Raw genomic sequence first — 20,960 nt, forward strand, 5'->3', positions numbered from 1 at the left:
ATCCGAGGCGCAGAACGGATCATCCGAAGCGGCTTAAATGCGAAAAATGCCCTGCCATATCGTTGGATATGGCAGGGCATTTCTGTGTATATCCGCCGGGGGCCCATCCTTTATGCCTCTCTCGGCGATCCGTCTTTCGTTCGCTCGTCCCCGTACCACAGCTCCTGGAACGTCTCGCTCTTGGCCAGCAGCTGATCGACGGTGCCCTCGGTCTCGATCCGGCCATCCTTCATGACGATGATATGATCGGCATGCGCGAGCGCGGCGCGGCGATGGGAGACGACGAGGCAGGTAGCGCTCCCCCTGCTCTCGAAAAGCCGCTCCCACAGCTTCGACTCCGTCTCGACGTCAAGCGCGCTCGATACGTCGTCGAACACGTACAATTCCGCCTCGCGCACGAGCATCCGCGCCGCGGCCGCCCGCTGCATTTGGCCGCCCGACAGCTTGACGCCGCGGGGACCGACCACCGTCTCGAGCCCCTGCTGCAGATGGGCGATGTCGTATTCCATGACCGAATCATGCACCGCCCGCTCGAGCGCGCCCTCGTCGTCCCGGTGGCCGAGCAAGATGTTGTTGCGCAGCGTGTCGCTGTACAGGCGGGGAATCTGCGCCGAATACGCGCTGTTGACCGGCGTGAAGAACGTGCCGGGATCCTCGACCGGCTTGCCGTTCCACGTGATCGTCCCTTCTTCCTTCGGCAGCAAGCCGAGCAGCGTCCGGACCAGCGTCGTCTTGCCGGAGCCGATGGCGCCCGTCACGACCGTGAAGGAGCCGCCCGCAAGCCGCAGCCGCACGTCCTCGATGCCCCGTCCGGTGTCGGGAAACCGGTAGGTTAAGCCCGACACCTCCAAACTTTGCAGCGGTTCGCGGTATGGGGCGGAATTCGAAGACTCCGCCGCGGCACGGCTGCCCTTGCGGAGCAGCAGCGTTCCCTTCATCGTCAGGATCCGCGCCGAGGCGCCCTGGAGCAGCTCCAGCATGCGTTCCAGCGCGACGCTCATCTGCTTGAAATACGTCATGAATTTGCCGACGTTCGAGATGACCTGCGTGACGAACGTCAAATAGTAGACGAACAGCGAGAAATCCCCGACCGTGAAGCTGCCGCCGCGCATCTTCGTCCCCGCGAGCAGCAGGATCAGTCCGATCCCCAGGTTCACTGAGTTCGTGAAGACGGCATCCAGCGCTTCGCCGAGCAGCTTATCCTTCAGCATCGTCTTGCGGCGGTCGTCATTGAAGCGCCGGAAGCGATCGATGACGCGGTCTTCCGCGCCGGCGACCTGGATCGCCTGCACGTTGCTGAACATCTCGCTGATCGCGCCGGTCACGCGCGCCGTCGATTCCCGGCTGGCCGCCCGGTATTTCTGCAGCCGCGACGTGGCGAGCTGCGCGATCGTCACGACGAGCACGAGCGGAACGAAGACGAGCAGCGTCATTTGGACATCGATCTTGAGCAGGATGTAGCTCGATACCACCGCGAAGCAGGTCAAGCCGAACACGTCCACCGACCAGCTCACGGCTTCCTCGGTCTGGTCCACGTCGTCGCGGAAATAGCTGATCGCCTCGCCCGGCGAGACCGGAATCGCCCGTGCGCCGGGCTGCTTCAGCACATGGCCCAGCAGATTGCGGCGCAGGATCATGGCCACCCGGAAACGGAACTGCACGTCGGTAATGCAGCCGACGTAGATCATGACGACGCGCGCGAGCGCGGCGGCAAGCAGCAGGGCGATGATGCCCCATGTGCCGATCTTCAAGGTGTCCTCGCCGGTCAGCGAATCGAAGAATTGCTGGGTGATCAATCCGGGCACGATCGGAATCAGATAGATGATGGTCCAGGCCAGCGCGTTCGCCGTATACAGCAGCGGCCGGAACGTGATCAGCCGGACCAGGAATTGAAACGTCGTCATGCGAGCACCTCCTCGAGACCCGTGGCCAGCATGGCGCTGAACCGCGACTTCGGATCGGCCGCGAGCTCGGCGCGGCGCCCGGATTCGATGACGAGGCCGTTCTCGAGAATGGCGATCCGGTCCGCGCGCTGCACCGTCGCCAGCCGATGCGCGATGATGATGCAGGAGCGATCCGACAGCAGCCGGCCGATCGCTTCTTCGATCCGCTGCTCGGTCAGCGGATCGAGGCGCGACGAAGCTTCGTCCATGATAATGAGGCCAGGGTCGGTCAGGAACACGCGGGCGAAAGCCAGCAGCTGGGCTTCCCCGGCGGACAGGCTGCCGCCTCCGGATGCCAGCATCGTGTCCAGTCCCTCCGGCATGGAAGCATACCAGCTTCCGAGTCCGAGCTGCTCCAACACTTCGACGATGCGCGCATCGGGCACGGACTCGTCGTAGAACGTCAAATTATCGCGGATCGTGCCTTCCATGATCTCGATGTTCTGCGTGACCATCGCGACCCGGTTGCGCAGCCCGCTCAGCCTGCAGTCCCGAATGTCGGTGCCGCCGAGACGGATGGCGCCTTCCTGCGGGTCGTAGAAGCGCAGCAGCAAGCGCGCGATCGTCGATTTGCCGCTGCCGGTCCGGCCGAGCAACCCCAAGACCTCGCCGGGTTCCAGCTGCAGCTTGAGCCCGCTCAGCGTCGGTTCCCCGCCGTTGTCGTCGTACGAGAACGTCACGTCGTCGAAGGCGACCGCGAGCGGTCCGTCCGGAAGCGGCGCGCCGGGACCGTCCTGGATGGAGGAGCGCGTCTCGAACAGCGCGCGGATCCGCGAGATGCTGGCGTCCGCCTTTTGCAAATCCTCCATCTGCGTGCGGATCTTCTCGATCGGCTTGGCGAGCAGCTCCGTATAGAAGAATATGAGATAGACCGTGCCGAGCGAGATCGCGTCCGTCTTCCATAGATAGGCGCTGATGCCGAACGCCATCGCATTGCCGAGCGTGAAGACGATAATCGTCGTGTTCCACATGGAGGCGAAGCCGATGAACGCCCGCAGCCGCACCCGCAGCATCCGCTTCAGCATGCCGTAGAAGCGGCCCATGACGAAGCCCGAAGCGCCGTTGGCCCGGATATCCTCGGTCCCTTCCAGCTGCTCGCCGATGAAGCCGTAGAGCTCCGCGCTCGCCTGCCGCCAATCCTTCCAGAACGGCCCGTTGAACTTGCGGATCTGCTGGATGACGAACACCGCCACGATCACGAAGACGGTCATGCCGGCTCCGATCATCCAGCTCTCCCGGAACAGCAGCGCGATGATGCCGACCATGAGCAGGAAATTGCCGAGCAGATGAATGATCATGCTGGAGAAGAAATTCGCCAGCGCGTTCACGTCGCCGTCGACGCGTTCGATGATGGCGCCGGACGTCTGCGATTTGTGGAACGGCATATCCAGCGACAGGCAATGCGCGGCCAAGTCGCTTCGCAGCGCGTTGGTCGTCTTCCAGCCGAGATTCTCGCTGAAATACGTGGCCAGCACGGTAACGCCGCCCTGCAGCACCGAGAAGCCGATGAAGAGAAGCGCGGCGATCAGCAGCGGTTCGAGGGTGCTTCCGGACTGCGCCGAGTCGATGAAATAGCGGATAATTTGCGGATTGACGAGCTGGAGGCCGATCGTGAGGACGAGCAGCGCCGCGAGCACCCATAACGTACGTTTTTGAGGCAGCAAATAACGCCGGAGCAGGTCGGCGTATTGCGAACGGCCTTTCGTTTGCCGGTTCATTCCATATCCTCCTGATTTTAGAACATGCGTTCCTGTCCAACGAATATACCATAGATACCGGGCGCTCGAACAGGGGTTCACGGCTTAATTTGCGTTGCCGGGCGGGAGCCTGTTTCCGCACTGGCGGCAACGGCGGGACGGGTTAAGCGCGCATGCGCCCGAAGCTTCGTTCCTCCGGACTCGCCCGGAATCGAATGCACCTATTATTTTCTCGGTTTGGGAAATTTAAAACATCCTATACTAAGGGTGACGAAGATTTCAATCCCCCAAAGCGAAGGAGTTCATCCGGATGATCAAGCAATTCGTCGCCATGTCCCTAACCATCCTCCAGCTGACCGGCACCGCCCCGGACGTCCGGCCGCCCGGAACCGGGCAAGCCGAATCCGTTGCCGCGGAAGAAGCCAAGCACGCCGTCTTGAAAGAAACCCTCGTGCAGGATGCCTACTCCTATATCGGAATTCCGTACGTCTGGGGCGGCTCCACGCCGTCCGGCTTCGACTGTTCGGGCTTCGTTTATTATATGTACCACAAATTCGGCATTCAGCAGGTCCGCACCAACACCGTCAATTTGTACGCGCAGGGCGTCGCCGTGGACCAACCGATGCTGCGCCGGGGCGACCTGGTCTTCTTCCGCATCGCGGGCGGAGAGAATGTCGACCATGTCGGCATTTATATCGGGAACGGCTCCTTCATCTCCGCGATCAGCTCCAAAGGCATCTACGTCCAGCAGCTGGAGAATCCGTATTGGGGACCTCGGTACGCGGGCGCGCGGAGGATCTATTAGCCGGCAAGAAGCCGGTCGACCGACCATGAAAAAAAGCTGCGCCCGTGCCCTCCATTATAAGGAAGGAACCTACGGGCGCAGCTTTTTTGCCGTTCGGCGGCCGCGCTCGCTACGCGCCCGCCCCCTGCTTGATGAAAGCGGCAAATTCGGCGCCGAGCCGTTTGCAGGCCTCTAACTCCTGCCTGCCCGGGCAACCATCGACCTTCACCGTCCGCTGCAGGACGAGCGCGCCCCGATTCTCCAGGCATTCCTGCAAAATGTCGCCGGCAACGGCGAAATAGCGGTACGCCGTATCGCCGCAGCCGAATACCGCCGCCCGTTTGCCGGATAGATCCTTGGCCTGCAGATCATCGTAGAAATCAAGGAACTCATCCGGCAGGTCGCCGTCTCCCCAGGTATAGACCCCGAACAAGAGATTATCGTATACGTCCAGATCGGCCGCGGATGCATCCGTCACTTCTTTGACCTCCACGGCGACGAAGTGCTCCAGCAAGCCTTCCACGACGCTGTCCGCCATGTCGCGCGTATTGCCGGTCATACTGGCATAAATGAGTAATGCCTTCTGATCCAATTCGATCACTCCCACAGGCAATGGCTGCCTTTAATTAATTGATACTGATAATCATTATCATTATATTGAGAATGATTGTCAATCACAATTCGTAAGCAGCCATCAAAAGAACGCGTCCGCCTGCCGGCAAACGCGTTTCCCTTCCGATCGGCGCTCTCCGCGCCGCCGCAAGCCTCTTCCTGCACGCGGGCTCCGCGATTGCGACGATCGGAGCGCCGAATGCTTATACGTTCAATGCTTCCTTCAACTTATCCGGCGAGCGTTCCCACCAGTCCGGATTGTTGGTCACGAGCAGGCTCTTGAGCGCCCGCTTCTCTTCTTCCCCGAGCTCATCCAGCACGAAACGGCGCTTGATGGCGTAGTCGAGGTTGTTCACGTGCTGCGCGAGAATCTTCCATCCGCGCCGCGCCTCCGTATCGATGAGCATCGGGCAAGCCGTCGCTCCCGCGTAATACGAGCCTTCCTCGTTGCGGTCGACCGCGACCCACACGATCCAGCACGGACGCCCGTTCGGCACGTCCTCCTTGTTCGGGCTGAACTTGATGCCCTTCTCGATCTTGCTCTTGGCGTGCATCGCGCCTACGTCGATGTACGCCTCGCCTTTATCGATCATGACGCAGGCCACGTCGCTCAGATCGATCGTCCCCGCGCCGAAGCCTCTATGTTCCTTATTGCTCACCACGTTGAGAGAAAGCGACCGCTTCTCTTTCTTCTCCGGCGGCTGCTGTCCGTTATCCTGTTCGCTCACGTACCGATCAACTCCCGTCCCAAGCCTTCATAAAAAGCCTTGAATTCCGCTCCCGGCGCGGTTTCCCCGCCATGAAGCCTCGCTTATTCCGTCAGAAAAAACGCGCGCCGCGCCGCTGCAAAAAGGGCCGCCGGCGATTCTTCCAACCTGTCCGCACTTTAATTCCATTTTAGCTAATAATCTCGGAAAAGCAAACATATACATGCCTTAGAAGCTTGTCAACGGGAGGGAATCATGGAATGAATCCACGCCGCGCCAAACGTATTCTGCTCTTCGTCCTCGCCGCCGCGCTGATCGGCGTCACGGCCAAGGAAGGGTTCGGAGATGCCTGGGTTTCGCAATATACGTTCGCTTCCGCTCCTGCGAAGAAAGACGCCGCCCCCAAACAGGCCGCGCCGCCCGCCGCGCAGCAGCCGGACAGCGTCATGCAGCCGAAGCCCGTCTCGCTCAGCAAACGCGTCACGGAGTATCACATCGACGTGAGCCTGCAGGAGAACGCGCACATGCTGCAGGGGGAGCAGTCCGTCACGTGGACAAACCCCGGCAAGCAGCCGGTGTCCGAGATGTATTTCCACCTCTATCCCAACGCCTTCCGCTCCAAGAACACGACGTTCATGCGCGAATCCGGCGGGCAGCTGCGGGAGGACAAGGCCACCTCGGACAGCACCGGCTACATGAACCTGCTCACGCTGGAGACGACGGAGGGCTACAGCCTCCTGCCGCGCCTGCATTACGTGCAGCCCGACGACGGCAATCCGAGCGACCTCACGCTGGCCAAGCTCAAGCTGCCGACCCCCGTGGCGCCCGGCAAGAGCGTCACGCTGCGGATGAAGTTCGAGGTCAAGCTGCCCGAGGTGTTCGCCCGCATGGGCTACTCCGGCGACTTCGTCATGGCGGGGCAGTGGTTTCCGAAGCTGGCCGCCTACGAGACCGCGGGCACGAGGGGCCGGGCCACGGAAGGCTGGAACGCGCACCAGTATCACGGCAACTCCGAGTTTTACAGCGACTTCGGCATCTACAGCGTGAAGATCAACGTGCCTTCCACCTATAAAGTAGCCGCCACCGGCTTCCAGGCGAAGGCGTCCATCGTGGATGCGGGCCGCAGGACGTACCAGTTCTACGCCGACGACGTGCATGATTTCGGCTGGTCGGCCTCGCCCGACTTCGTCTACTCCGAGGAGCCCTTCTCCACCGAGGGCGTGCCGGGCGTCCGCATCAAGCTGTATCTCGATCCGCTGCACGCCAAGTACAAGGACCGCTACCTGCACGCCGCCAAGTCCGCGCTCGCCAAGTACGCGCAGTGGTACGGCGCCTATCCGTACACGACGCTCTCCGTCGTCGTCCCGCCCAAAGGCGGCAACGGCGCGGGCGGCATGGAGTACCCGACGCTCGTCACCGCGTTCTCGGCGGAGAACGACAACCCCGGGTACGACCTGGAACGCACGGTCGTGCACGAGATCGGCCATCAATACTGGTACGGCATGGTCGCCTCGAACGAATTCGAGGAAGCGTGGCTCGACGAGGGCTTCACCTCCTACGCGGAAGACAAAGTGATGGAAAGCGAGTACGGCGTCGCGCCGAACCTGCCCGTGGAGGCGAGCTACATGACGGACCCCGCGCCGCTCAAGCAGCTGTCCTGGTCGTATCACGACAACAGCCACTACGCCGAGAACGTCTACATCCGCGCCAAGCTGGTGCTCGTCGGCATCGAGAAGCAGGTGGGCGAGGCGACGATGCGCAAGATCATGCGGACGTATTTCCAGAAGTACAAGTTCAAGCACCCGTCGACGGCGGACTTCCAGCGGGTCGTGGAGACGGTCACGAAGACGAAATGGAACGATTATTTCAGCCACTTCGTGTACGGGGACGAGATGGCGGACTACTCCGTCGCTTCCATCCACGTGACGCCCGTGAAGCAAGGCGGCAAGACGGAGTACGAGAACGTCGTGCTCGTCAAGAAAACCGGCGGCAGCGTCGGACCGGTCACGGTCATCCTCCATTTCGCCGACGGAACGGTCATGCCGAAGGTATGGGACGCGCAGGACAGCCACGTGCAATACAAGATCGTTCACGGCTCCAAGCTGCTCTGGGCCGCGGTCGATCCGCAGAACGACAACGTGCTCGACAACAAGCACATCAACAATTTCCTGAAAGCCGACCTGGCCGAGAAAACCCGCACGCGCTGGAGCGTCGGCCTGACGAAGCTGGCCGAGACGATCTTCTCCTCGCTCGCCTGGTAACGCCCGCCGTATGAATAAAGGAGGCGATTTGCGGATGAGAACGCATATCAAGCAAGGCTGGCGGCTGACGTCGAAGCATTTCTACATCATCATCCTGCTGTTTCTGTACGAACTGATCTGGGGCTTCTTCCTCTACCGGACCATCGAGAACATCGCGGTCCCGCTGCTCAAGCGGTTCCCCGACTCCTATGCGGCCAGCAGCGGCGCGATCTCGCTCTTCTTGACGGAATCGCAGTTCCAGCTCATGAAGACCGACTTGATTCGGCCTTACGCCCTGCTGTTCTGCGGACTGCTGGCCGGCCGGATGCTCGTCACGCCGTTCTTGAACGCCGGCCTGTTCCACTCCCTGCATCACATGTCCGACGAGAAAGGCACGAAATTCCTAAGCGGCATCCGCAAAGCCTGGAAACCGGTCGCCCTGCTCTACCTGCTGGAGACGGCGCTCACGCTCGCGCCCGCCTGCTGGCTCCTGCCGAAGGCGCTCAAGCTGCTGCTCTCCAGCGGCACCTTGACGGAATTCGCGAAGCAGGCCGGGCCGTGGGCGGGCGGCTGGCTCCTGTGGGCGGTCCTGCTGCACCTGCTCTTCCTCGCGATGCAGTTCGGCGCCGTGACCGGCAGCGGCTCCATGCGGGCGCTCTGGAGCGGCATCGCCAACTTCCTCCCGTTCGCCGGCGTGTCGCTCGCGATGTGGGGCATCGGCGCCCTCCTCAGCATGACGATCGCCTCCGTGTCGATGCTCTGGGCCGGCCTGCTCGCGCTCGTCCTGCACCAAGGCTACCAGCTGCTGCGGACGATCATGAAGGTGTGGACGGTCGCCGCCCAGTACGACGCCTGGCAGTCGAAGCAATCCTAGCGACATGTCATCGCGCCCTTGCCTGCCCATGAAATAGAGACGAAAGACCCATCATTCGATTTCAATCAGAATAGGACTTCCGTTACGCCCCTTCGACCTGCGATGGGGCTTTTTGCCGTATGCGGGCGGCCGCGGAGCAGACAAGCTTTGCGGGCTGCATCCGATTTTCCGACAACAGCCGAAAAACACCGTTTTCACCCGGAAAACGGCGCCGCTATACGAAAATGAGAGGCAAAAAGTTTCACTCTAATAATTTTAATTTGTGAACAAAACGTGAACTCGGAAGGAGAAGCGACAAAATGATCGAATAACTTTCCCTGAGAAATGAAAATTTTGCCGAATTCCCATCTTGGGAAACGGGGGAACCATTCTGGGTGAATTGATCCCGACAGCCGATCGTGCGCGTATGCGGCTGCCAGAGGCGATCATAGGGGACCTTCAACCGAACCCCACAGCTAACCTCGTAGGCACTGGAAGGAGTTTCCCGTTTTGAAGAAGTTCTCTGCTCTGGTGATCGGACTTGCGATGCTCTTCATCTTTCAGGCCGGCAGCGTATTCGCCGACTCGAAAATGGACGGCGTCATCAAGGATCTGATCGGAACACCTTATGTTTACACCGGCACGACCACGAAAGGGTTCGACTGCTCCGGATTCACGATGTACGTGTTCAAGAAACTCGGCGTCGACATTCCGCACGCATCCCGTTCGCAGGCCGGGCTGGGCAAGAAAATCGCCAAGGGCGATCTGATCCCTGGGGATCTCGTATTCTTCAATACGACGGGAAATGGCATCTCGCATGTAGGCATCTATGTTGGCGACGGGAAGTTTGCGCACGCTTCTTCCAGCAAAGGCGTCACGATCAGCGGACTTAGCGAGTCCTATTACGCGAAGCGCTATGTAACGGCTCGCCGCGTAATGAGCCCGCAGACGTTCGAGAAATATGCCGACGATCCGTCCGACGAACCAGGCGACAACGATTCCGACGAATAACTCGGGCAACATGCATGAATAATGCCGGTCCGGTCAGGGGTGCGACCCTGCCCTTCGGGATTGCGGACAAAGCCGTCGCTGCTTCTCCTTCGGGACAAGCAGCCGCGGCTTTGTTTGTTTATGTCAGGCGGGCGGCCTGCCGCCTGCCGGCTCAGGCGCGCTCGTACCGGACCCACCAGAAGGTCGGTCCGACCTGCACGTTCAGCGCCTTGGCATGCGGCGTGAACAGGTCGCGCAGCTGCGCAGGCGTCTCGCAGCCTTCGCCGCGGCGGTCGGCCAGCACGACGGTCGCGCCCGATTCGAGCCGCTCATGCCAGAGCCGCAGAAACGCCCGACGCTCCTCCCCCGAGAGCTCGCCGAGGCAGAAGCAGGCCAAGCCCGCCTGGAACTTCTCCTCCACCGCGTTCAGCTCGGCCTGCTTGACCGCCACCGACACCGGCGTCGTCAGCCGCGGCGTGCGCGGCCCCGCGACGCGAAGCACGCGCCTGCCGGCCAGCGTGTCTTCGACCTCGTATTCGAGCCGCCTCCATTCCGCGAAGCGCTTCTCCAAGCTGTCCCGCCATCTCGCCATCTTCCCGATACCTCCCGCTGCCCGTGCGCCGACGCTGTCGTCGTAGAACTATGTGTATGCGCGCAAGCTTGCCTGTTGAACCGCCTTTTCGGCTCCGCCGGGCTTGTCCGACGTCTGAAAAGGAATGGTTTGACGCATGATGAATACTAGAATGATAGACTGTACGCAAACGATCTTCTAATGAGATGAAGGAGCTGCTGCCGCATGTCCTCGACTCCCTCCGCGCTCGCGGAATTCCATCCGACGCTGGCCGGGTGGTTCAGCCGCGCGTTCGGCGAACCCACGCCCGTGCAGCATGACGCCTGGGCGTCCATCGCCGCCGGCAACCATACGCTCATCGCCGCGCCGACCGGATCCGGCAAGACGCTCGCGGCGCTGCTGCCCTGCCTCAGCCGCCTCGCGCTGGCCAAAGCGCTGGCCATGGCGCAGGGAACGGGCTGGACCCCCGGCGTGCGCATAGTCTACATTACCCCGCTCAAGGCGCTTAATAACGACATTCAGCATCATTTGGTCGGCTTTCTCGAAAAGATCGAGGCCTACGGCCGCGAAGCCGCGAACGAAGCTTGGCCGGGCCTCCGCACCGCGGTGCGCACCGGGGACACGCCGCCGGGCGAGCGCGCGCGCATGGCGAGCCGGCCGCCCGACGTGCTGGTCACGACGCCGGAATCGCTGTACCTGCTGCTGACGTCGGACAAGGGCCGCCATATGCTGCGAACCGCGGAGGCGGTCATCGTGGACGAGATCCACAGCCTCGCCGGCGACAAGCGCGGGGCGCATCTGTCGCTCTCGCTGGAACGGCTGGCGGCGCTCTCGGCGCAGCCCGTGCAGCGCATCGGCGTATCGGCGACGCAGAAGCCGCTCTCCCGGGTCGCCCGGTTTCTGGGCGGCTGGGCGCCGGCCGCGGATGCGGGCGGCAAGGACGCGGTCCGGACTAACGACGGCGGCAAAGCTTCGACTCCCGTTCCGGGCTCGTTGACGGGAGCTGACTTGAGGCCAGGAAGCGGCTCAGGATCGGGTTCCGGCGCGGACGCCTATTTGGAAACGGGCGCGGGGCGGAACGCGGACGGTGACGACCATCCGCTCGACCATCCGCTCGGCTATCGCGCGCGGCCGGTCGTCATCGTGGAAAGCGCCATGAGCAAGTCGATCCAGGTCCGCGTGACGATGCCGGACCTGAGCCGGCCCGCGCGCACGCGCGAAGGCGTCTGGCAGCCGATCGTCGAGCGGCTCATGGCGCTCATGGCAGGCGCGCGCTCCGTGCTGCTCTTCGTGAACAGCCGCCGGCTGTGCGAGCGGCTCGTGCTGCGGCTCAACGAGCAGGCGGGGCACGAGCTGGCGCGCGCCCACCACGGCAGCTTGGCGCGGGAGCGGCGGCTCGAGGTCGAGCGCATGCTGAAAGCGGGCGAGCTGCGCTGCCTCGTCGCGACCTCGTCGCTCGAGCTCGGCATCGACGTCGGCCACGTCGACCTCGTCATTCAGGTCGACTCGCCCAAGGCCGCCGCCGCGGGCATCCAGCGCATCGGCCGCGCCGGGCATGCCGTGGGCGACGTCAGCCGCGGCTATATCGTGGCGCGCCAGCGCGGCGAGCTGCCGGAGGCGGCCGTGCTGTGCCGCAGCATCGCGCGGCGGGAGATCGAAGCGATCGCGCTGCCGCTCGAGCCGCTCGACGTGCTGTCGCAGCATGTGGTGTCCATGACGGCCGCCGCGGACATGACCGTGAGCGCGCTGCACGGGCTTATCGCGCGGAGCGAGTGCTACCGGGGCTTTCCGCGCGAACGGTTGGAAGCGACGCTGAAAGTGCTGTCCGGCTTCTATCCGTTCGCCCGGCCGCTGATCGACTGGGACCGGGAGACGGATACGCTGCGCAAGCGCGCGAACACGGCAATGGCGTCCGTGACCGGCGCGGGCACGATTCCGTCCAGCTCCGCCTACCCCGTCCATCACGCCGACAGCCGCGTCCATCTGGGCGAGCTGGATGAGGAATACATCGCGGAAAGCCGCGTCGGCGACGTCTTCCAGCTGGGCACGAGCTCGTGGATGATCAGCCGGATCGAGAACGACCGCGTGTACGTGCAGGAAGCGCCCAACCGCTTCAGCGAGATTCCGTTCTGGCGCGCGGAGACGGGCAGCCGCAGCGTGGAGGTGGGCGTGCGGCTGGGCGGGTTTCTAACGCAGCTGGCCGGCCGGCTTCATCTGGACGCTCCTGCCGCGGGCGACGAAACGCCGGACAAGACGCTCGAGGATTCGGCGATCGCCTGGCTGGACGACGAATACGGGCTTGACCATTATTCCGCTTCGGAGCTGATCGACCTCGTGCGGGCGCAGCACCGGGCGCTCGGGCTGCCGACCGATCGTCGGATCATCGTCGAGCATTACCGCGACCTGATGAACCAGACGCGCATTATCATCCATAACCCGTTCGGGCGGCGCGTCAACCGCACGTGGCTGCTCGCGATCCAGCGCCAGTTTCAGCGCACGCTTCCCTATTCGATGTACGGCAACGCCAAGGACAACGGCATCGAGCTCGTCGTGCCGGATTGGGATGCGTCGTGGCTGCAAACGCTGTGGCAGATCACGGCTTCAAGCGCGGAATCGCTGCTGACGGAGGCGATCGCGGGGTCGCCCCTGCTTGCCGTCTCGTTCCGCCGGATCGCGGAGACGTCCCTGCTGCTCTCGCGCAGCTTCACGCGCACGCCGATGTGGCAGAAGCGGCTGCGCAGCGAGGAGCTGCTGAAGCAGGCGCTGCCGTACGCGGAGGATTTTCCGTATCTGCGGGAGGCGATGCGGGAGTGCCTGCACGAGTACCTGGACGCGGACGGGCTCAAAACGCTGCTCGCGGCGATTGCCGCCGGCGATATCGACGTGCAGGTCAAGGAGACGCAGGCGCCTTCGCCGTTCGCCGTGCAGTTCATCGCGGATTATGCCAATGCGATGCTGTACGAGGGCGACGGGCTGAGCGAAGCGACGCAGCTGCAGCTGCTCGGCGTCAGCAAGACGCTGGCCGGGCAATTGTTCGGCGAAGAAGCCGTGCGGCGGGCCGTCGATCCGGCCATCGCCCGCGAGGAAGAAGCGCGGCTGGAAGCGGGCCCGCTCGTGCCCGCGAGCGCGGAGGAGCTCTTCGCGCTGCTGAAGCGCCGCGGGGATTCGTCCGGCGCGGAGCTCGCCGCCGCGGCCGGCAAGGACGCGGACGCCTGGCTGACGGCGCTCGCCGTGACCGGACGGATAACGGAGCTCGACTTCGGCCATGGGCGGACGCGCTGGATTTGCGCGGAGGAACGCGAGCTGTACGCGGCATTCCCGGGCGGTGAAGCCGCCATCGCGTTCGTGGCCGGCCGTTTCGCGGACAACCGGCTGTCCTTCACCGAGGACGAGCTGCGGGAGCGCTACCCGCGGTTGACCGCTGCCGATGCCGCGCATATCGCGGACGTGCTGCTCGCGCTCGACCGAACGGAGCATGCTCCGTTCGCGGACGACGCGGAGCGGATCTGGACGAGCCGCGGCGTCGCGAGACGGCTCGTCCGGCTCACGCTGGAGCAGGCGCGCAAGCAGGCGGAGGCCATCGATCCCGTGGACTGGCTGGCGCATATGTCGCGGCTCCAGCATGTCCTCTCGGGCACGCAGCTGAGCGGCATCGACGGGCTGCGCCTGATCATCGAACGGCTGCAGGGCTTCTTCCTGCCCGCCTCGCATTGGGAATCGCTGATCTTCCCGGCGCGCGTGACGGGCTATCGCAAGGAAGACCTCGACCTGCTCTGCGCCTCCGGCGAGGTGATCTGGCTCGGGCGCAAGGGCGAGACCGAGAAGGAAGGACGGGTCGCCTTCTTCCTCGCGGACGCGAAGCCGCTCTATGCGCCGGTCTTGCGGGCGGCCGCCCAGGCCGGGGCCGCGGCGCCGTCCAAACATCCGGAGCTGCTGGGCCTGCTGCGGGCGGGCGGCGCGAGCTTCCTCACCAAGCTGAGCCGCGAGTACGGCAAGGTGCCGTCCGATCTGCTCGCCGACCTGCTCGATCTCGTATGGGAGGGCGCCGTCTCCAACGATCAGTTCGCGCCGCTGCGCCTGCAGCTCGCGACCAGGGGCAAGCAGCTCGCCCGCACGGGCTCCGGTCTCGGGCGCTGGTATTGGACGGGCTCGCTGGCCGAAGCCGAGAACGCCGCGCCGCCGGCCCGCGGGCCGGGAAATCGAGCTGCCCCGATCCGCTCGGAAATGGAGGAAGCGACCATGGGCCAAGGCGCTTCCGCCAACCGGGACCGTGACGCGGACCATGACGGCGCGGCCGACCGCGAACTCGGCGCGGAGGCGCTTCGCGCCGTGAGCTCCGACCTGTCGGAGTCGGCGCTGCATTGGACGCAGCATCTGCTGGACAGCTTCGGCATCGTGTCCCGGGAGCTCGCGCAGCAGCTGTCGCCGTTCGGGTGGGACGAGCTGTTCCCCGTGCTGAAGCAGCTGGAGCAATGGGGCGCCGTGACGCGCGGCCTGCTCGTGGAGGGCGTCGGCACGCTGCAGTTCGCCCGGCGCGAGGGCCTCGAAGCGGTGCGCCGGCCCATGCCCGGCGGCGACGCCGTCACGGTGCTGGCCGCGACGGACCCGGCCAACCCGTTCGGCCTCGCGGCCGACTGGCCCGCCGCGCGCGGATCCGGCTTCTCGCGCAAGAGCGGCAGCTTCCTCGTGCTCCGGCACGGCAAATGGCGCTTCTGGCTGGAGAACAACGGCCGCCATATCGTCGATCTGACGACGGCGGCGGAGCCAGCCGCGGCCGTGCCGGACGAGGAGCTTCCCGCCATGCTTGCGGAAATCTTCCGTACGCTGCTGCGCCAGCAGAAGTTTAGCAAGATCAAGATCGACCGGTGGAACGGCATCCCGGTCCTGGAATCCCCCGCGGCCGAAGCGCTGCGGGAACTGGGCGCGGAGCGCGATAACCGCTCGCTCGTGATCTGGCCGAGCGACCTGAAATAGCCGGGTTCCGCCATCGGCTTCAATTGCCGGAAATCCCCCGCCGGCGTCCGCCGCCCGGCGCCCGCTCAGTCCGTTCTTCCTCCTTTAATGGACATTTTTTACCCTACTGCCGGCTTACGGATTGTGTTAAGGTGGAGAAAGTTCATTAGCGGAGGTATTTTCATGTCCAGGCTCATTGTATTAGGCTGCATCGCGTATCTCGTCGTCGGCTTGGGTCAGCTCGCCATCGGCGCCGTCATGGAACCGATGGTCCATGCGTACGGCATTCTGTACGGAGACGGCGGCCAGCTCGTCATGCATCAGTTCCTTGGCGGCATGGCCGGCATTTTGTGCGCGCCGTGGCTGATGAACAAATTCGGCAAAAAGCCCGTGCTCATGGCGGCGATCGGCGTCATGGCCGCAGCCGAGCTTCTCTATACGCTGCTCCCGCCTTGGAGCGTCATGCTGACGATCGCGCCTTTCGCCGGCGTCGGGCTCGGCATGACGGAGGCGGTCGTCGGTTCCTTCGTCATCGGCGCTTCCGGCGAGAAGGCCAATATCTATATGAGCCGCGTGGAGACGTTCTTCGGCGTCGGGGCGCTCATCATTCCGTTCGCTGGCGCGGGCCTGATCGAAGCCGGACAGTGGAAGCTCTCGTTCGGCATCGTCGGCGCGATGTCCGCCGCGACCTTCGTGCTCTGGCTCGTTTGGTGGCCGTCCGTGCTGGATCGGCCCGCCCGGGCGGGCGACCATGCCGGCGAGCCCCACGCCCCGCACGGCCGGAGCGCCGACGCGACCATGCCCCGCACCCGCAGGCAGGGCGGCTTGATTTTGACGGCCTGCGCCTTGTTCTTCGTCGTCTATGTCGGGCTGGAAATGAGCTTCATCCATTACCTGCCCTCCCTGCTCGTCGCCAGCAACGGCATGACGGAAGCTTCCGCCACGCTGGTCCTCAGCCTCTTCTGGGGCGCCATGGTCATCGGTCGGCTCGTGTCCGGCCAATTGGCCGACCGGATCGGCGGAGCCGCGTATCTGCTCGCGACCTGCGCCGCGGCGGCCGTTCTGTTCGTGCTCATGACGTTCTTCACGGGCACGGCGCCCGCCTTCGTCCTGACGTTCATCGTCGGCTTGATGATGTCCGGCATGTTCGCCATCGCCATCGTCTTCGCCAACCGCGCCTTTCCCGGCGCGACCGAGCGCACGACGAGCCTGCTGATGGCCTGCGGCGGCATCGGCGGCGCGCTGCTGCCCGAGGGCGCCGGCTGGTTTCTGGACGTCCATGGCCCGAGCGCCACGCGCTGGCTGTTTGCGGCGACCGCAATCGCGCTGCTGGCCGTCATGGCTTGGGCGGCCGCGGCCGCGCGCCGGACCGGGCGCATCGGCCGGGTCGTCGCTGTAGAACAATCCCACTCGGCTTAGGAGGAATCCTTTCATGAATCACGCCATCGCAAGGCGCAAACGCGAGCTCGAAACCTATTCCGCTCCGCCCACGATCGATCCGGCCGAACTGGACGCGTATTGGCATGCCGCCTTGAAGGCTTTTGCCGACAAACCGCCGGAAGTGCGGCGCGAGCGGGCGGAGTCGCCCTTTCAGGGCGTCACGGTCGACCGCCTTACCTATACAGGCTTCGACGATACGCCGATTCACGGTTGGTTCATGGTGCCGGACACTCGCCGGAACGCGGATGGCGCCCGCGCCGATGCCGGCCGGTACCCTTGCGTCGTCACGTTCCCCGGCTATACGGATGATCGCGGCTATCCCGAACGGTACGCCAGCTGGCTGCTGCTGGGATATGCGGTGCTGGCCGTCGACGTGCGGGGCCAGGGCGGCGAGACCGGCAATGCGATGGCGCTGCGGTCCGGCGCCGTCAAGGGCTGGGTATCCGGCAACGTGCTCGAGCCCATGGATTCGTACTACCATGCCATTACGATGGATGCGGTCCGCGCGGTCGAGGCCGCGGCGGCGCAGCCGGAGACGGATCCGTCGAGGCTTGCGACCGTCGGCGCCAGCCAAGGCGGCGGTCTGGCGCTCATCGCCGCGGCGCTGTGCCCCAAAGTAACCGCGGTCGTCGCGGACATTCCGAATTTATGCCATATGGACTTCGGCGTGCTCCACTCCAGCAGCTCCTTGACGGAGCTCGCCCAGTACGCGAAGCGCTACCCGGACCGGCTGGAAGCCGTGCTGCACGCGATCGCCCATTACGACCTGTTGAACCTTGCCCCGCGGATCGCGGTCCCTGTCCTGCTGTCTGTCGGCTGGAAGGATCCCGTCTGCATGCCGGAAACGATCTATGCGGTATACAACCGGATCGCGGCGGACAAGACGATCGTCGATTATCCGTTCGGCGGCCACGAGGTCAGCGAAGCGCAGCACCGGGAACGGATTCTTTTCCTTTGCGCGCGGTTTCGCTAATTTCCGCCAAAAATAGCGATGGACGCTCTTGTCCGATGAGCTATAATGAAAAGTATTCAAGTTCCAGACAACCAGAAGAACCTCCGGCCTCCGCTGCGCGCGCAGCAGATTTCCCGAGGTTCTTTGTCGCTTGAGAGGACCTTGCCGCGCCTCACGGCCCGCAAAACGCCTTCAGCCGCTCCGCGATCACGCGTTGGTTGAACAGGTCCGGCGCGTTATGCCCCAGGCCTTTCAGCAGCATCAGCCTTGCCGCCGGGATGGCTTCGGCCGCCGCGCGGGCGCCCTGCCGCAGGAATGCCGGGCTGTCGCCGCCGGCCATGACGAGCGTGCTCGCCGTGATCGCGGCGTAAGCGGAGACCGTGGAATCGAGCCGGAACACCTCCTCCATCTCCTTGATCAGCGTCGGAAGCTTATCCTTTAGCTTTCGGCCCTCCCAGAACAACAGGGACGGGAGCAGGAGCAGCTTCAGCAGCCAGGCCGGCACGCGCGAGACCCGCCGCGAGACGGCGACGCCTTTCAGAAAATGCACGAACGCCGACAGCTCCCGGCCTTGCTCCATGGCGCGCTTGTAGGCCGGCAGCCAGTCGGACGGAAAAGCGCCGCCGACGGAGATCGCCGGCTCGTAAACGGCGATGGCCGCGAAGGCGTCCGGACGCGTCCTGGCCAGCTCCAGCGCGATCAGCCCGCCGTAGCTGTGGCCGAAGAGACGGGTCGCGCCCGTGGCGAGCCGCACCGCCATCAGATCCTCGCATTCCTTGGCGATGCTGTACCGCTCGCCCTGCGGCCCGCTGTAGCGCCGTCCGCGGCGGTCGATGTTGTATACGGTGAACGCATCCGCCAGCTCCGCGGCCAGCTTCTCGTATTCGTGGCCGGAGACGAACGCGCCGTGAACGAGGATCAATCCGGGGCCGCTGCCGATCCGGCGATACCCGATCATCGTGCCGTCCGCGGAGACGGCGTGATCCAGCCTGTAGGCTTGCTTGATTTTCATGAAGAGTCCCTCCTTTCCCGCCGCGCCGCCGCCCGGCTTTCGTTCGCTGTCCGAAGCATGATACTCGCCCGCGAGCGGGTCATGAACGCGGCGGCCCTCCGCTTGGGCGCATGAAAATACCATCCAGAGAGGAAGTGACCGCGCCGTGACCAAACCATCCGACGCTCCTCCGAAACGCCGGCCGCCGGCCGCTCCGAACGAGGCGCCCGTGCTCGGCCGCAGAGCGCTCAACCGGGCGCTGCTCGCCCGGCAGCTGCTGCTGGAGCGGGCGGCCATATCGCCGATCGCGGCCCTCGAGCATCTGGTCGGCATGCAGTCGCAGGCGCCGACCGCGCCTTATGCCGGGCTCTGGTCGCGGCTTGCGCGGTTCCGGACGGACGAACTCTCCCGTCTGATGGCCGAGCGCGAGACGGTTCGCATCGCGCTGATGCGTTCCACCATACACCTCGTCTCCGCCCGGGACTGCCAGCGGCTGCGCCCGCTCCTGCAGCCCGTGCACGAACGGGCGCTGAAGGGCAATTTCGGCCGCAAGCTCGCCGGGCTCGACCCGGCGGAGCTTGCCGCGGCCGGGCGGGCGCTCGTCGAGGAGCGCCCGCTCACGTTCGCGGAGCTCGGCGCCCTGCTCCGCGAACGGCATTGGCCGGACCGCGAGGCGCCGGCGCTCGCGAACGCGGTGCGCACGTATGTCCCGCTCGTGCAGGTGACGCCCCGCGGCATGTGGGGCGCGAGCGCCCAAGCCGCCCATACGTCGGCCGAAGCCTGGCTCGCGGACCTGCCGTCCGAGGCCGAATCCACGGCCGCCGAACTGCTGCTGCGTTATCTCGCGGCCTTTGGTCCCGCTTCGGTCAAGGACATGGCCGCCTGGTCGGGCTTGACGGGGCTGCGCGGCGTCGTGGAGGCGCTCCGCCCGCGGCTCCGCGTCTTCCGCGACGAGGGCGGCACGGAATTATTCGATGCGCCGGGCGCCCCGCTTCCCGATGAGCATGCGGCCGCGCCGGTACGCTTCCTCGCGGAATTCGATAACATCCTGCTGTCGCATGCCGACCGCTCGCGCATCCTCGCGGAAGAGCTCCGGCCGCTCGTCTTCACCGAGAACGGCTTGATTCGGTCCGCGTTCCTCGTGGACGGGTTCGTCGCCGGCCTATGGCGGATCGAGCGCGCGAAGAATACCGCCCGGCTGATCCTGACGCCGTTTGCGCCGCTGCAAGAACCCGATCGCGCGGCGCTCCTCGCCGAAGGCGGGGAGCTGCTCGCATTCGCCGCAGCCGACGCCGAGCAGCACCACATTGCTTTCGCCGATGACCTGCCCCTGATGCACTAAAACGACCTGGAGGTGCCTGCCATGAAATCATCCATCGTGAAATGCCCCGGCTGCGGATTGATGCTGCCGAACCAATCGTACGCCGAGCCGCCGCGGTTTCACGCGTCCGGCGAATGCATGGAGCTGTATAACGAGCTGTCTCTCTATACCGCGTCCCGCGGACACGAACAATTCATTCACCAGCTGGCGCTCGACGCTTACGGCGCGCAGCATTCCGGCGGCGGGACGCGCCCGATCACGACGGCTTTCTCGCTGATCGGCCTCTACCTGGTCGTGGAGCACGGCTTTACGGGCAGGCAGGTGCAGCTGGCCCACATGGAGCTGGGCAGGCGAAAATCCGACTGGCCGGAGCTGACGCCGCCTCTGTCGCCCGCGGCCATGACCGTACAGGATGTCCTCCAAGCCGAGGCCGGCCCGAAGCGCGATGCCGCGATTCAGGATTGGGTCCGCTCCGTATGGGCAAGTTGGGCCCATGTCCGGGATTGGGTGAAAGAGGCAGCCCGGCCGGTCGTGCAGGCGTAAGCGGCAGCCCGGCCGCTTAGCCGCGCGTCAAGAAGCACAGCCTGCCAAGCACTTCGGCGGCATAGTTGAGATGCATGCGGCAGCAGGGTAAGCTCCGGCTCCGGCTCCGGCAGGACCTGCACCGACAGGCTGCGCCAATCAGCCGGCATGCGCGTGTTCCCTGCGATTTCTTATGATTACCCGTGCCGGCTCCGCGTCTATGCCGGCAGGTCCCCTCGGGCGCGTATCCCGCGTTCGGCGGGGCCTTTTTGCATGCTCCGTCTCCTCGCACTCAGCGCTCGAAGCAACCGTTCTCCGCCCTTCCCATAATGTTCCTTCACAGTAGTATCGTATAATCGCGCGGCTTGTATGCAGGGCCGCGCA

General features: G+C 64.5%; 15 protein-coding genes and 1 riboswitch. Of the genes, 9 read left to right on the top strand and 6 right to left on the bottom strand.

The genetic code is table 11. The features are described 5' to 3' along the window. Positions 1–110: 110 nt before the first annotated feature. Together GT019_RS24560 and GT019_RS24565 are read right to left on the bottom strand one after the other, a co-directional pair. Positions 111–1,904: an ABC transporter transmembrane domain-containing protein gene (locus tag GT019_RS24560; RefSeq protein ID WP_161746080.1), complete on the bottom strand. Its 1,794-nt coding sequence runs from the start codon at positions 1,902–1,904 to the stop codon at positions 111–113. Further along, entirely contained in the window at positions 1,901–3,661 is a 1,761-nt protein-coding gene (locus GT019_RS24565) for an ABC transporter ATP-binding protein (RefSeq protein WP_161746081.1), read from the bottom strand. Before GT019_RS24565 ends, GT019_RS24560 begins: the two co-directional genes overlap by 4 nt. 289 nt (positions 3,662–3,950) lie before the next feature. Here GT019_RS24565 and GT019_RS24570 point away from each other — a divergent pair, with 289 nt between their 5' ends. Then, positions 3,951–4,445, top strand: a complete 495-nt coding sequence (locus tag GT019_RS24570; protein ID WP_161746082.1) for a C40 family peptidase — start codon at positions 3,951–3,953, stop codon at positions 4,443–4,445. A gap of 109 nt (positions 4,446–4,554) precedes the next feature. On the opposite strand, the gene GT019_RS24575 is transcribed toward GT019_RS24570, so the two are convergent. Both GT019_RS24575 and GT019_RS24580 read right to left on the bottom strand, forming a co-directional pair. After that, positions 4,555–5,016 (bottom strand): flavodoxin, encoded by a 462-nt coding sequence (locus GT019_RS24575; RefSeq protein WP_268896086.1) that lies wholly within the window; start codon positions 5,014–5,016, stop codon positions 4,555–4,557. A 223-nt stretch (positions 5,017–5,239) separates the two neighbouring features. Further along, positions 5,240–5,764, bottom strand: a complete 525-nt coding sequence (locus GT019_RS24580; RefSeq protein ID WP_161746083.1) for a YwhD family protein — start codon at positions 5,762–5,764, stop codon at positions 5,240–5,242. A gap of 239 nt (positions 5,765–6,003) precedes the next feature. Between GT019_RS24580 and GT019_RS24585 the strand changes: the two genes are divergently transcribed. The 3 genes from GT019_RS24585 (at position 6,004) to GT019_RS24595 (ending at position 9,847) form a co-directional block, all read left to right on the top strand. Further along, entirely contained in the window at positions 6,004–8,004 is a 2,001-nt protein-coding gene (locus GT019_RS24585; protein WP_161746084.1) for a M1 family metallopeptidase, read from the top strand. A 34-nt stretch (positions 8,005–8,038) separates the two neighbouring features. Then, positions 8,039–8,857 carry a hypothetical protein gene (locus GT019_RS24590; RefSeq protein ID WP_161746085.1) on the top strand — a complete coding sequence of 273 codons (819 nt, stop codon included), beginning with the start codon at positions 8,039–8,041 and terminating at the stop codon, positions 8,855–8,857. Between the two features lie 324 nt (positions 8,858–9,181). Beyond that, positions 9,182–9,342, top strand: a riboswitch (cyclic di-AMP (ydaO/yuaA leader). Between the two features lie 4 nt (positions 9,343–9,346). Continuing rightward, positions 9,347–9,847, top strand: coding sequence for a C40 family peptidase (locus GT019_RS24595; protein WP_161746086.1), 501 nt, complete (start codon positions 9,347–9,349; stop codon positions 9,845–9,847). A gap of 151 nt (positions 9,848–9,998) precedes the next feature. On the opposite strand, the gene GT019_RS24600 is transcribed toward GT019_RS24595, so the two are convergent. Beyond that, positions 9,999–10,418: a hypothetical protein gene (locus GT019_RS24600; protein ID WP_161746087.1), complete on the bottom strand. Its 420-nt coding sequence runs from the start codon at positions 10,416–10,418 to the stop codon at positions 9,999–10,001. Between the two features lie 204 nt (positions 10,419–10,622). Here GT019_RS24600 and GT019_RS24605 point away from each other — a divergent pair, with 204 nt between their 5' ends. The 3 genes from GT019_RS24605 (at position 10,623) to GT019_RS24615 (ending at position 17,763) form a co-directional block, all read left to right on the top strand. Next, positions 10,623–15,371 (top strand): DEAD/DEAH box helicase, encoded by a 4,749-nt coding sequence (locus GT019_RS24605; RefSeq protein WP_161746088.1) that lies wholly within the window; start codon positions 10,623–10,625, stop codon positions 15,369–15,371. A 162-nt stretch (positions 15,372–15,533) separates the two neighbouring features. Then, on the top strand, positions 15,534–16,769 hold the full coding sequence (locus GT019_RS24610) for an MFS transporter (RefSeq protein WP_161746089.1): 1,236 nt from the start codon (positions 15,534–15,536) through the stop codon (positions 16,767–16,769). A 13-nt stretch (positions 16,770–16,782) separates the two neighbouring features. Further along, complete coding sequence (locus GT019_RS24615) at positions 16,783–17,763, top strand: acetylxylan esterase (RefSeq protein ID WP_161746090.1); 981 nt, start codon at positions 16,783–16,785, stop codon at positions 17,761–17,763. Between the two features lie 151 nt (positions 17,764–17,914). On the opposite strand, the gene GT019_RS24620 is transcribed toward GT019_RS24615, so the two are convergent. Then, a complete protein-coding gene (locus GT019_RS24620) occupies positions 17,915–18,754 on the bottom strand; it encodes an alpha/beta fold hydrolase (protein ID WP_161746091.1) in 840 nt (279 codons plus the stop codon). A 145-nt stretch (positions 18,755–18,899) separates the two neighbouring features. Here GT019_RS24620 and GT019_RS24625 point away from each other — a divergent pair, with 145 nt between their 5' ends. Next, positions 18,900–20,075, top strand: a complete 1,176-nt coding sequence (locus GT019_RS24625; protein ID WP_328804030.1) for a winged helix DNA-binding domain-containing protein — start codon at positions 18,900–18,902, stop codon at positions 20,073–20,075. Between the two features lie 21 nt (positions 20,076–20,096). Next, on the top strand, positions 20,097–20,597 hold the full coding sequence (locus tag GT019_RS24630) for a DUF5946 family protein (protein WP_161746092.1): 501 nt from the start codon (positions 20,097–20,099) through the stop codon (positions 20,595–20,597). The last annotated feature ends 363 nt before the right edge of the window (positions 20,598–20,960 follow it).

This window comes from Paenibacillus glycinis, assembly GCF_009909185.1.
Taxonomy (GTDB): domain Bacteria; phylum Bacillota; class Bacilli; order Paenibacillales; family Paenibacillaceae; genus Paenibacillus_Z; species Paenibacillus_Z glycinis.